The sequence below is a fragment of the Veillonella sp. R32 genome (assembly GCF_010093125.1).
In the GTDB taxonomy this organism is placed as follows: Bacteria; Bacillota; Negativicutes; order Veillonellales; family Veillonellaceae; genus Veillonella_A.
The window spans coordinates 13,261-26,108 of sequence record NZ_NMZQ01000006.1; the positions used below are offsets into that span (position 1 = coordinate 13,261).

Consider the following 12,848-nt stretch of genomic DNA (forward strand, 5'->3'; position numbering starts at 1 on the left):
TTTTTGTACAATGTACTCAACATCCCAAAGGGGGATTCGGGGGTTATGTATTAAAGGAGGATTCGTATGGACGGCGACGCGCTGGAATCGTTTTATGAAAATTTAGGGTTTGAATTGGTAGAAATTGATGATCGGGAAACTTTATTTTATCAGGTGGATGATAATGGCGACTATGCCACTATTACTGATGAAGATGGCAATGTACCAACGTCTTTGGAAGAACCAATTATTTTTACCCTCTATGATGAAAATGATTCGTTTCAGTGGAGTGTGACAGTAGAAGATTCTGAATACTTTGGTGAATTATTTACTCGCGTAGAAGATACGGATGAATTACTTTCTAACTTGAAAGATATTCGACAAGAAAATATGGCTCGTTATGACGATAGCCTAGACTAATGAAAAAGAGCTATCCACAAAGTAATTACTCTTAGTAACTTGCTTTGCTGGACAGCTCTTTTTGAAAGGAACTATTTATGAATGTATTAACCTTACAAGATGTAAGTCAATCCTACGGGACACGCCGTTTATTTGAAGGGGCCAATATGACCTTTACGGATACTAAGCGCATTGGTTTAATTGGTGTTAATGGAACTGGTAAGTCTACGTTTATGCGCCTCTTAGCGGGCTTGATGGAGCCAGAAAAGGGGACTATTTTAAGGAATGGCAAAGCGTCAATTTATTATTTGTCTCAAGCTCCTGAATTTGATGAAGACGCATCCTTACTTGAAAATATATTTTTAGCTCATCATCCTGTGTTGAGCTTAGTGCGTGAATATGAGCGATTGGATCAACAAGCACCAGGTAGTGTCGAACATTTACGGCTTTTGAATCGAATGGAAGCTGAAGGGGGTTGGCAAGTTGAGCAACAAGCACGGACGATTCTTACTAAATTAGGGTTTGAAGATTTAACTAAGCCAGTGAAACATTTATCAGGGGGACAACGACGTCGGTTAGCGTTGGGACAGGCTTTATTATATCCGAGTGATCTTTTACTTCTCGATGAACCGACTAACCATCTTGATGAAGCTAGTATTGAATGGCTTGAAAAATATTTATTAGCCCGTAAGGGTGGCTTAGTTATTAGTACTCATGATCGATATTTTTTAGATGCTTTAAGTGATGAAATTCTAGAATTATCAGATCGTCATTTTTATAGTTATGAAGGAACGTATGAAACCTTTCTTACCTTGAAGGCTGACCGTGAAGAGCGAGAAGCGGCTACGGCTGAAAAAAGGCGTCAATTTTTAAAGCGTGAACTAGCTTGGGTACGGCGCGGAGCACAGGCTCGCTCTACTAAGCAAAAAGCTCGTTTACAGCGTTATGAAACGTTGAAAGCGCAGGATGTAGCACGTCGTGCTGATACGCTAGACCCTATTGCTTTAAAAAGCCGTTTAGGAAAGACAATTTTTGATATAGAACATCTATCCTTTGCGTTAAGTGGTAATACCTTAGTGAAAGATTTTACGTATCATGTAGTACGGCATGATCGAATTGGGATTGTAGGTCCTAATGGCATTGGTAAGTCAACTTTTATGCGGCTGTTAGATGGAACCTATGAGCCTACAGCAGGTACGGTAGGCCGTGGTGAAACGGTGCGTATTGCCCATTTCACCCAAGAGTTACCCCCTTTTGATGAAGATCAACGCGTTTTAGATTATATTCGTGAGGATCATCGCTATATGGTATTAGCCGATGGGAGTACGTTAAGTGCGGGGCAAATTTTAGAACGCTTTTTATTTACCCCTGAATTACATGGTGTGCCCATTCACAAACTATCAGGTGGTGAAAAACGCCGTTTATATTTGCTCAAATTGTTGATGAGCGCCCCTAATGTGCTTTTACTGGATGAACCTACCAATGATTTGGATATTCCTACCTTAGAAGTGTTAGAAGACTTTTTAGATTCTTTTAGTGGCGTAGTCATTACGGTTTGCCATGATCGATACTTTTTAGACCGTGTAGTTGATAAATTATTCGTATTTAAAGGTCAAGGGGAGATTGACCTTGTTCATGGTGCGTATTCTGAATATAGAGAACAGGTGGAAGCGGCAGAAGCAGCGGCTGAAGCTATGAAAGCTGAGGGCAGTAAAACTCATAAAACATCAAGTGGGGCCAAAGAAAAGACCGTTAATACAATAGCTAACACTACGGCTCATCATAGGGATGACAATCATACGATACATGTAGGGGACGGGGCTCAGTCAGGAGATATAAAAAAATCAAAACCTCTGACTAAAGCAGAAGAAGCTGAATTGGCAGAATTAGAATTGAAAGTAGCTGAATTAGAAGGCCTAGTGAAAGCTTATGATGCTATGTTGAATCAAGCTGGTGGTGATTATGAGGCTATGGAGGCTACCATGGCTGATAGATCTCGGGTTGTTGAAGAGTTAGAAGCAAAAACAATGCGCTGGCTTGAACTGGCAGAGCGATAAAGCGATAAAGTCTTTGATTTATCTAGGGGATAGAATTAATTATGTAGAAAATCAAAGAAATTTGAATTATAGTGGCGTTTAATGTAAAAAATATGTAAAAGTTTAAGGAATACATGAATTAGAATATTGAAATTTAGAGCTTGAATAGTATATACTATAAACAGAGAAGAATAGTTATTTTTTTGCATGGCAGTGTTACGCATATCCCAAGGGAGGAACGTTATGAAAAGTAACAAGTGGGGCGGCAAACGCGCGGGCGCAGGTCGCAAAAAATCATTATTTGACCGTAAAGGTCGTACATTCCGATTAACGGATGCAGAATTTTTAGAAGTTAAACCTTTAATTGACGCAATTCGTAAACGTACTGAAGCAGCCGCTTTGGCATCTAAAGCGAAATAGTTAATTGAGGATTGGGGAGAATCCCTGTATTGTTTGCTCAGAGTTAGATCAGTTGCGGCGAGAAGAGGGTCACTCGCTAATTGAGATATAACAATGTAGTAGATAGGTATAAGAAAACCGGCAATCGATGGTAGTCGATTGCCGATTTTTCTGTTATTTTGCTATAATACTAATAGTTGGTAAATAGATAGCCTGAGGGCTTATGAGATAGTATTACTATAAAGATTGATAGATGAGGAGTTTGAAATGAAAGATACAGTTAATACAGATATTTTAAAACGGACAGATACTATTGTAAAAGCAGATGCCCGTCATACTTTTGATACAGTGGCAGCCGCTTTGGGCGCTGATCAGCATAATCCGTTAGTCGTAGTGGGGACAGAGGAGCGTATGGCTCATGTAGGGGACATTGTAAAACGAGAATGCTTGACTATTACCCCTAATTTGGTTATTTTAGAGAAAACAGGGCAAGAATTAGTACAAGCTTATACAGATAGTGTAACTTATGGCTATGTGGCTGATTTTATGGAAACGTTTGTAAAAATAGATATGCTCTTAGTCAGTGAATTTGATTATGTAGTACGTGAAGCTGATGAATTATCACAGCAGGCATTAAAGCGTTTATTTGAAGCGCTGATTCGCAATCAGCGTCAAGTGGTATTCACAATGACTAAAGAACCTAGTACTTATGAAGCTTTAGCGTTGCCTGAACTTTACGAAGTAGTAAATAGTGGCGCATTAGTCATTGTAAAATAGTAAATTTAATAGAGGAATGTAATACTATATAAAGATATAGTACTTCTATAAAGGCGTGCAACAATCAATAAAAAAGGGATATACCAAGTGATATAAGTAAAATATCGACTCATGCCGTGATAAGTTCGTTTTACTTTGTTTCACAAGGTATATCCCTTTTTGTGTGAGGTTGTAAAAACGTGCGTTAATACAAGGTAAGTTTGTGTAAAATGTAAAAGAGGTGTGAGGTTAATTCATTACGTCGTGAAGTTGTTTGGCTTTGCGATGAAAGGCGAGAATGGGTAGTAGACCAAACACAACGCCAACGACGATACAGAGTAGGGTTAATTGAATAGACGCTAGGGATAGGCTAGGAGGCATACTAATAGCTGAACTAGCATTTAGCCAATGGGCAATCCCTAGGTAAGTACCAAAGCCTAATACCCAGCCTATAAAAGCACCTAAACTAATGATATAAGCCGTTTGTTGTCCTAAGATACTATATAACTGTTTTTGTGTCGCTCCTAGGGCTTTTAATATGGCATAATCACGTAAGCGATTGAGGGTAGCTAGATACGCCGTGACTAGTACCACTAGCATAGCAAGGGCGATGAGTAAATAACCAATAGGTTGCCATAATTTTTCGCCACGCCCCATTAAGTTGAATAACTGGGTAATGACTTGGGCGGGAAATACTAGCTGCGCATCTTTGCGATTTACGTAGAGACTGGCTAAGGTGTAAGCTTGACCAAAGCCAACAGGTTCAATCATAATAGCCGTTACATCACCTTTGGCTTGTGCTTGGGGGCTATTAGTTTCACCAGTAGCGGTTATGTTGTCACTAGCAGTGGGTATGTTGTTACTAGTAGTGGATATATTGCTACTGGTAGTAGCTATATTGTGAGAGTGCCCTTTGGCATGTAAATCCCAAATGCTTTCAATAGAGGTTAGGACGGCTTGGTTATACGGGCCATTCGTATTGGCAAGTAAACCAACAACGGTAAATGGATGATCCTCATGGGCTTTGCCCTTAGCCAAAGTGCCATGGGTGGAGTAAAAGGTATCGCCTACTTTGAGTCCTGTTTGTTTAGCTACATCTTCGCCAATAACCGCTTCAAAAGGTGCGTTAAAAGGACGCCCTTCCGCTATGCGTAGCCATTCTGGTTGATTGCTACTTGGCCGGATGGTAAAAATTTCAGGCTCTGTGCCAACCAGGCGGTAACCTTGAATGCTATCACCAAAAGCGAGCGGGATAGCTTGTTTTACTAATTTTGTTTTATGACGCAGTTGGTCTACTTCGGTGTAGGGCAAATTGGCTAATGGTTTATCTTGTAAAAAAACTGTATTTAGTACAAATTGTTGGCTACTACCGGGCGAACCAACTAAGAGAGTGAAGGGCTCAGTCGCGGCAATGAGTCCCCGCTGAAGCCCACTCCCTAAGGAAACGACTAATACGCTTAACGCAACGGCTAGGGCCATGACGAGGAGGAGTAGCGTAGTCGTCAGTGGTTTAGACCACAATTGTTGCCAAGCTATTTTACGAATCATGGATACCTCGTTTCGTTAAGTGAAGTCGATTAGAAAATTGAGAAATAACAGCTTCTTCATGACTGGTAATGAGAAGTGTTGCTGATAATGATTCACTATATGCTTTTAGTAAATCAATAACTAAGCGACTATTTGCTTCGTCAAGACTAGCGGTAGGTTCATCAGCTAAGAGGAGACTGGGCTTTTTAATTAAAGCCCTAGCAATAGCTACCCGTTGCTGTTCCCCTTTACTTAATTGAGGCGGCTTTTTGTGGCGTAAATGTTCAATGCCCATAAGTTGGGTCAATTGTTTCATTTCCTGTACCATGTCTTTGTGGGTAAAGCGATTAGCAAAGAAGGCTCCACTCAGGATGTTATCCTCCACTGTCAAAAAGTTGAGCAAATTAAAGTCTTGAAATATATAGCCTACTTCTTTACCACGCCAGACATCTAGTTCTTTGGCTGTTGCTTCTGTGAGCATCAACTCGTTGACTTGAAGTTGTCCGGTAGTAGGTTGTAAAAGGCCGGCTATACATTGTAACAAAGTAGATTTGCCGCTGCCACTGACGCCAGTGATACACCATTGACTGCCAGTGGGGGCTGAAAAACGGGGTAATTCGAGAACTGTATTCATCGTTTCACCATCGGGAAATTGGTGTAGTAAGTGTTCGATGCGAATCATATTAATTGACCTCAGCGCCTAAGATCCGAACTAGACTGACGAAGCCAGTGTCCCCATCTACATAGCTTCCTACATCAAGTTGCCCTGTTACGGTTATATCTTGGTTATAAGGGAGTGCTGTTACGGCATCATCTAAATAGACCACTACAATGTCACTAGGCCAATCGGCATCAGTGGAGCAGAAGGGGCAGATAGACATAGGTGTTTCAGTAAGGACAAAGAAGTTAATACTGGGTTTTAAAGGCGGTGCCATATAGCCTTGCATAGTCACTGTTTGCCCATTTTGAGATAGTAAGCTGTCTGATAAAATAAGCCCTTCTGAAGTAGCCCCTGCATACATGTCGCTAAAGTTGAGCCAACTGGCTTGCACGGTTAGTGGGAGTGCGAGTAGTTGTAAAGCGAAACAGAGTATGAAAGGTCGCAGCCATTGTTTTAATTGCATCATGTTCCTAGTCACATCCTTAATTATGATTTACTTATTTTTTTATTACATCTTTGTTGCCGTCAATGCCAAGGGCGCGAAGGATACCGAAGAAGACTTCTGTGTTGTCCATTACGCCATTGAAATATTCAGAGCCTGGACCTTGCGCCATGAGAACCACATCATCGGCCGAGTGAACTTCGCTGGTTTCACCAGTAGTAGTTGGTAGACTACCTTCAACTAGACGCGCACCTTGTGGAGCTCGTTTTGGATTTGCTATAACTTTACCATCTTTGCCAGCGGTGGCAGGATTATGCGGTTCTGTTTGGAAACGATAGTTTTCATAATGGTCAGGGGAGTTGGCATACTGAACGGCTAAGGTTACGTCTGCATCTGGATTATCTGGGAAACCATCGCGGTTAGCGTCAATGAAGGTAGGCCAACCAGCTTCGCCATAGACGCGAACGGCTTCACGACCAACTTTACCATTCTGTTCGCTATAGGTACCGGTAATGCTAATGCCATGGGCATGGTCGGCTACGACGATAATTAGGGTATTGTCGCCATGGGCTTTGGAGTAATCTTGCGCATATTTGATAGCTTGGTCAAATTCAATCGTATCATAAGCGGACCGTTGCCAATCCATGGTGTGGAGTTGTTTATCAATAGAACCAGCTTCGGACATGAGGAAGAAGCCATTCGGATTCTTTTCAAGCACTTCAATTGCTTTTTTCGTCATATCCACTAGGCCTGGTTGATCGTTGAAACCTTTTAAAACTGCTGGATTTTCAGGCAAGAACGCACGATCCATGTAGACATTCATCGTATTTAAGGTGAAAAGTCCAAGAATTGGCTGGTCGGCACTTGCTTTAGCAAGATCAGTTTTATTACCGGCAAATTGATAGCCTTTATCTTTAAACTCTTGAATTACATTGACATTATCTTTACGTTTTGAGCCTGGGGTACTCAACGGTAAGAAAAATTGTGAGCCACCATCTAAGATAACAGCTGGTGGTTTAGCGCGATTTAAGAAGTCGGTAGCAATAAAGTTTTGCTCCCCACGACGGCGGGTGTGGGCCGTTACGGCTGCTGGTGTAGCATCCGTTACAGCGGCTGTAGTTACCATGCCGTAGGACATATCTTGACTGCGTGAAATAATTTCAGAGATATTTTCTACTTTTGGATCATCTAGTGGATCTGGGGTACTGTTTTCATAAACGCCCATAGCATTCACTACTGATTTATTGCCGGTGTTATAAGCAGAGGCACTGTTGGCGGAGTCGGTAACGAGGGAGTCATAACCAGAGGTGGTGACTAAGGCCATATGAGGCATTTTTTCCATGGCTAATACATCGTTAAACTTGCCATCAGAAAGGCCTTTGGAGAGGATACGAGCTACTTCTTTAGCTTGCATGCTCATGCCGTCGCCAACGAAAAGAATGACATTTTTAGCCTTTTTTTGCGCTTTTTCATTGACAACATTGTATTTAGCGGATTGTTTTAAGGTACCTTGGCTCGTTGTGGCCACCACATTAACATGCTTTTCACCTACCTCTTTAAACGCTACGTCATTCATCCGATATGAAATATGCGTGCTCTGTTGGGTGAGGGTAGGGGTTTGTTTGAAAACCTTACTGGCATCTTCACCATTGATGGTAACGGCTACTTGACTAGTCGTTAGTGGTAATTCAACTTCAAAGTCAAAGCGTTGGCCTTGCCAGAATTTAGCTTGATTAATGGGCAATACTTTAATGTCCTTACTTGTGACAGCCGTTGCTGGTAATTCTGCTTGGGCACTCAAGGTTACCGCTGAGGCAGGATTATTAGCTTGGGCAGCGGGCGTATTAATACCAATGGCTAAGGCACCTGCTAAAGCAAAAAATACCATTTTACGTAAATGCTGCTTTCCGTTCATGAAAATACCTCCTAATGTATCAAAAAATAATGAACTTCTGCTGTTCTTATCCTAGCAAAGGCTCTGTAAAAGATACAGAAAAAAGGCCGTAAATTGTTTGTAAAGGAAATGTAATGCACTATGAGCTGAGAAAATTAAGGAGTTAAGTCTTTTCATTATCGAAAAAATTCGGTATACTAGAAATAAAGAGAGATGCATAGTTTAATTTTTGTACAGTTTACGGACGGCATTTGTTTCCGCGTATTAGAAATGGAGTTATTGATGGAATATACTAATATCTTGTATTCAGTAAACAATAAAATCGCAACAATTACTTTTAATCGCCCAGAAGTGCAGAATGGTTTTAACATTCCTATGTGTAATGAGATTTTGGACGCTATTGAGCGGACGGAAGCGAATCCAGAAGCACGAGTATTGTTAATTAATGCCGTAGGGAAGGTCTTTTCTGTAGGGGGCGATTTATCTGAAATGAAACGAGCCGTAGAAGAAGATGACCAACAATCCTTGGTTGCTATTGCGGAATTAGTTATGCAGATTTCCTTTGCTATGAAAAAAATGTCCAAGCCCGTAGTTATGAGTACTGACGGTGCTGTAGCTGGGGCGGCCTTTAATATGGTATTAGCTGCTGATATGTGTATTGCTTCCACGAATAGCCGTTTTATTCAGGCCTTTGTAAATGTAGGTTTAGCACCTGATGCGGGTGGTATGTTCTTATTGACCCGTGCTATTGGTATGAATCGTGCTATGCATTTAGCTATGACTGGTGAAGCGGTAACGGCTGAAAAAGCGAAAGAATATGGTTTTGTATATAAAGTGTGTGAACCAGAATTACTTGTTAAGACTACGGATCGCCTTTGTACACGCTTAGCTAAAGGTCCTGAATTATCTTATAAAGCCATGAAAGAACAAATGTGGGCTGCTTTCTTTAGTGGTTGGGATGAGTATGCTAAATTAGAAGTAGAATTACAGACGTATTTAGGCTTCTCTGAAGACTTTAAAGAAGGGGTACGCGCCTTTGCAGAGCGACGGAGACCTAATTTCCAAGGGAAATAGAATATATCCGTTACTAAACAATTAAATTAAGTCCTCCCTATATATGTTCACTTCCGGTCGAGTCAAGCTCGAATGGTCGCTACACATATATAGGGAGGACTTTTTCATTTAATATTGTTTGGCAGACGAATATATGAAGGCGAGTGTCAGAGCTTGTCTCGTCGAGAGCGAATATACAGGGTACTTATTTCTGTTCTTCCTCATAGCGCCAGTAGAAATGTGGTGAACTTCTGATAAAAAGAGGCAAGATAGATTAAAGGAAAAATAAAAAGCCCTTACGAATATGTGTAGCGACCGTCAGAGCTTGTCTCGTCGAGAGCGAATATACAGGGGACTTATTTTTGTTCTTCCTCATAGCGCCAGTAGGACAGTGGTAGGGCTTTAGAGGCCAAGCTAAGAAGTAAAGTGAAATAGAAAAAGAGTGTATCAGTATATGTAGCGACCGTCAGAGCTTGCCTCGTCGAGAGCGAATATACTGATACACTCTTTTAACTTTTAAATACTATAGCTTGGCCCCTAAAGGCCTCGCCAATTACTACTTAGCGATCCCCATTGAAAATCGAGTTTTTCACGATTACATAGTCTACTTTGCGGATAGCAGTTAGGTTATTGCCACCAGCATAAGAGATAGAGGATTGTAAATCTTGTTCCATTTCGGTTAAGGTATCAAATAAACTGCCTTTAGAAGGAATATACATTTTCTTACCTTCCACATTTTTTCGTTCCCCTTTTTGGGACTCAGAAGCACTACCGAAGTATTCTTTATATGGTTTGCCATCGATTTCTACTTCTTTACCAGGGGATTCGGTGTGACCTGCAAAGAGGGAACCAATCATAACGAACGTAGCACCAAAGCGAATGGATTTTGCAATGTCCCCATGGTCACGGATACCACCGTCAGCAATAACTGGTTTGGTGGCTGCTTTAGAGCACCAACGAACAGCAGATAATTGCCAACCACCAGTACCAAAGCCAGTTTTTAATTTAGTAATACATACTTTACCTGGGCCGATACCTACTTTAGTAGCGTCAGCACCAGCATTTTCAAGCTCACGAACGGCTTCTGGAGTACCTACGTTGCCAGCAATCACGAAGCTGTCTGGTAATTGTTTTTTGATGTGCTGAATCATTTCAATAACGGAATTAGAATGACCATGGGCAATATCAATTGTAATATATTCAGGTGATAAGCCTGCCGCTTTAATTTCATCAACAAATTTAAATTCGTCTTTTTTTACGCCAATGCTAATGGAGGCATATAGGCCTTTTTCTTTCATGCGTTTAATGAAATCAAGACGAGTATGTGGTGCAAAACGATGCATGATATAGAAATAGTTATTGGCTGCTAATTTTTCAGCCAATTCTTCGTCAATAATCGTCTGCATGTTAGCCGGTACAACTGGTAAACGGAATGTGCGGTTCCCAAGTTTTACCGTAGTGTCGCACTCACTGCGGCTGTTTACAATACATTTATTAGGAATTAACTGAATGTCTTCATAATCAAAGATATTTGTTGTGTTAATCATGGAAGGCCTCCTTGTAATAACATAATAATCCATTAGACATTATATAGGAAAGGGGGGGCTTTGGCAAGCCTTGAGCGAACATTATTTGTCATTTCTTTTGAAACGTTCTGATTTATGTGAATTGGCGTATGGATGGCTTATTGCCTTTTTAGAAGTATAGGCAGTATAATTAATTTATATTTGCAGGTATTGGGTAAACATACGCTTAAGGAGATGCAAATACATAACATTTAGTTGTTTAACGTATAGGGGCTAGGCCCAAAGGAGAAACTATGGAACAGAAACAACGGACACGCATGTTAGTAGAAGCAGGACTCTCCATTGCAATCGCATATGTACTGCATTTTGTTGTATTATTTCAAATGCCCCAAGGGGGCTTTGTGAATGCGGCCAATTTGGTACCACTCATTATATTTGCCCTTCGGTGGGGCGGTAAGTGGGGCCTTATTACTTGTATGGCCTATGGACTCATAGAGTTCCTTTTAGGCTTTAAATTTTCCCTTCATTTTTTAAGTATTATATTGGATTATATTCTTGGTTATGGTGCTATTGGTGTAGCTGGCTTTTTTGCTAATAGCCGTAGTGGTGCTATTGGCGGTGTGTTGGCTGGTTGCTCTTTGCGGTGGCTTTGCTCGGTCGTTTCAGGGGCCGTTGTATTTGCTGCTTATGCACCAGCAGGTCAAAATCCTTGGCTATATTCCATGGTTTATAATGCCAGTTACATGATTCCCGAATTAGTTATCAATTTAGTGGTGATTGTGCTATTCTATACGCGGATTATGAAGGGCTTACAAAGAAGGTGAGACTATGAAACGACTGGTATTAGAGCGCACGGATGGACATCATGCGTATAAACGAGGCGTTTTGATTTTAACAGGGGGTCAAAGTTCGCGAATGGGTCAAAATAAGGCGAATTTGCCTTGGCAAGGTGGCACTTTTTTAACGAAGTTGCTTGAAAAAACAAGAGCCGTAGACCCTATTGATATTGTAATTTCGGCGAATGCCCCCCTTGATTTACATTTGTTACCAGGTCAATTATATGCATCACATCCGCTCAGTGATAGACAAGGTCATGTAGCTTTAAACGAAGCTGAAATGTGTGCTATCAAACCTGATTATACGATGCGCTATCAGTGGGTGATGAAGGATGAACCTACGTTAACGGTATATGTAGTGCCGGATCAAGGGGAAAGTCGGGGACCGCTTAGCGGTTTATTAGCTGGTTTGACGGCGGGGCGCAGTGAAGTGTATATGACTGTATCCATTGATATGCCGTTTTTTAATCATTTTTCTTTCGGTAGCACTTGTGAGATGTTGAAACAATTGGGCAAAGCTCCTACTGATTGTGTGGTACCTATTTTAGCGGGGCGTTTAGAGCCTTTAGCAGCCTTATATAGTCGGCGTTGCGTGGATAGTATTAAGACATTGTTAGCTACTGGTGAGTTTCACGTAAGGGCTTTATTTGATAAGGTAAAAACAGAATATATAGCCGTCGATGATAGAGCACTAGATTATCGCAATGTGAATACGCCTTTAGATTATAAAATGGCGCAAGCCTTACTGTTAAATACACAGCGGAAGGTGCCTATGATATTTGTAGTAGCTGAACAGTCAAAGACAGGCAAAACTTTAGTATCTACTGAGCTTATTAAAGCCTTTACCAAGCTAGACTATGAAGTAGGCTATGCTAAGAGTGATGGTCATGGTTTTACTATGGATAGGAAAGGTAGTGATACTTGGTTAGCTTCACAAGCTGGTGCTAAAGCGATTGCTATCAGTGGACCAACACAATATGCTATGCTAGTTTCGCATAACAAAAAGAAGGATATTGTATCTTTAGCGGAGAACTTGTTAGTAGACTTGGTGATTGTTGAAACACGAAGTCGTGGGATGTTACCTAGTATTGAGGTATTACCTAGTCATACTGAAAGTTCTAAAGAAGATTTATTAGGAGCAAATTCAGTTATTAATGGATCTTTTGTAGTAGCTGATGTTAAAACAGGAGCGGCTCAATCTGAAGATTTTGAGCGCGCTCATTTTTCGTTAACACATATAGACGACTTAGCAATGTGGTTAAAGCAACAGATTTTACCAACCCGTTGATGTAATATGCAATATAGGTATTAGGTTATACATGGATTATTGGATTCAAGTG

Annotated in this window: 12 protein-coding genes; 7 read left to right on the plus strand and 5 right to left on the minus strand. The window is 40.9% G+C overall.

The window, feature by feature from the left end; translation table 11 throughout:
- Window positions 1-66: 66 nt before the first annotated feature.
- The 4 genes from VER_RS01745 to VER_RS01755 all read left to right on the plus strand — a co-directional run bounded on the left by VER_RS01745 (window position 67) and on the right by VER_RS01755 (window position 3,590).
- Window positions 67-399 (plus strand): hypothetical protein, encoded by a 333-nt coding sequence (locus VER_RS01745; protein WP_162099169.1) that lies wholly within the window; start codon window positions 67-69, stop codon window positions 397-399.
- Between the two features lie 77 nt (window positions 400-476).
- Window positions 477-2,435 carry an ABC-F family ATP-binding cassette domain-containing protein gene (locus tag VER_RS01750; RefSeq protein WP_162099170.1) on the plus strand — a complete coding sequence of 653 codons (1,959 nt, stop codon included), beginning with the start codon at window positions 477-479 and terminating at the stop codon, window positions 2,433-2,435.
- Window positions 2,436-2,657: 222 nt separating this feature from the next.
- The gene (locus VER_RS10295; protein ID WP_172460549.1) at window positions 2,658-2,834 is read left to right on the plus strand and encodes a hypothetical protein; all 177 of its coding nucleotides are present in this window, start codon (window positions 2,658-2,660) and stop codon (window positions 2,832-2,834) included.
- 246 nt (window positions 2,835-3,080) lie between these two features.
- Entirely contained in the window at window positions 3,081-3,590 is a 510-nt protein-coding gene (locus VER_RS01755) for a DnaA ATPase domain-containing protein (RefSeq protein ID WP_162099171.1), read from the plus strand.
- A 228-nt stretch (window positions 3,591-3,818) separates the two neighbouring features.
- Here VER_RS01755 and VER_RS01760 read toward each other — a convergent pair whose 3' ends face one another.
- From VER_RS01760 to VER_RS01775, 4 genes are read right to left on the minus strand one after another with little or no spacing between them, the layout of a single operon-like run.
- Entirely contained in the window at window positions 3,819-5,117 is a 1,299-nt protein-coding gene (locus tag VER_RS01760) for an ABC transporter permease (protein ID WP_162099172.1), read from the minus strand.
- Window positions 5,107-5,778, minus strand: a complete 672-nt coding sequence (locus VER_RS01765; RefSeq protein WP_162099173.1) for an ABC transporter ATP-binding protein — start codon at window positions 5,776-5,778, stop codon at window positions 5,107-5,109. Before VER_RS01765 ends, VER_RS01760 begins: the two co-directional genes overlap by 11 nt.
- 1 nt (window position 5,779) lies before the next feature.
- A complete protein-coding gene (locus VER_RS01770) occupies window positions 5,780-6,223 on the minus strand; it encodes a hypothetical protein (protein WP_238390111.1) in 444 nt (147 codons plus the stop codon).
- 31 nt (window positions 6,224-6,254) lie between these two features.
- Complete coding sequence (locus tag VER_RS01775) at window positions 6,255-8,114, minus strand: alkaline phosphatase (RefSeq protein WP_162099174.1); 1,860 nt, start codon at window positions 8,112-8,114, stop codon at window positions 6,255-6,257.
- A 261-nt stretch (window positions 8,115-8,375) separates the two neighbouring features.
- Here VER_RS01775 and VER_RS01780 point away from each other — a divergent pair, with 261 nt between their 5' ends.
- Window positions 8,376-9,167 carry an enoyl-CoA hydratase gene (locus VER_RS01780; protein ID WP_162099196.1) on the plus strand — a complete coding sequence of 264 codons (792 nt, stop codon included), beginning with the start codon at window positions 8,376-8,378 and terminating at the stop codon, window positions 9,165-9,167.
- 539 nt (window positions 9,168-9,706) lie between these two features.
- Here VER_RS01780 and guaC read toward each other — a convergent pair.
- Window positions 9,707-10,693 carry a GMP reductase gene (gene guaC, locus VER_RS01785; protein WP_162099175.1) on the minus strand — a complete coding sequence of 329 codons (987 nt, stop codon included), beginning with the start codon at window positions 10,691-10,693 and terminating at the stop codon, window positions 9,707-9,709.
- A 272-nt stretch (window positions 10,694-10,965) separates the two neighbouring features.
- On the opposite strand from guaC, the gene thiT reads away from it, so the two are divergent.
- Together thiT and VER_RS01795 are read left to right on the plus strand one after the other, a co-directional pair.
- Complete coding sequence (gene thiT, locus VER_RS01790; protein WP_162099176.1) at window positions 10,966-11,496, plus strand: energy-coupled thiamine transporter ThiT; 531 nt, start codon at window positions 10,966-10,968, stop codon at window positions 11,494-11,496.
- 4 nt (window positions 11,497-11,500) lie between these two features.
- The gene (locus VER_RS01795; protein ID WP_162099177.1) at window positions 11,501-12,796 is read left to right on the plus strand and encodes a molybdopterin-guanine dinucleotide biosynthesis protein MobB; all 1,296 of its coding nucleotides are present in this window, start codon (window positions 11,501-11,503) and stop codon (window positions 12,794-12,796) included.
- The last annotated feature ends 52 nt before the right edge of the window (window positions 12,797-12,848 follow it).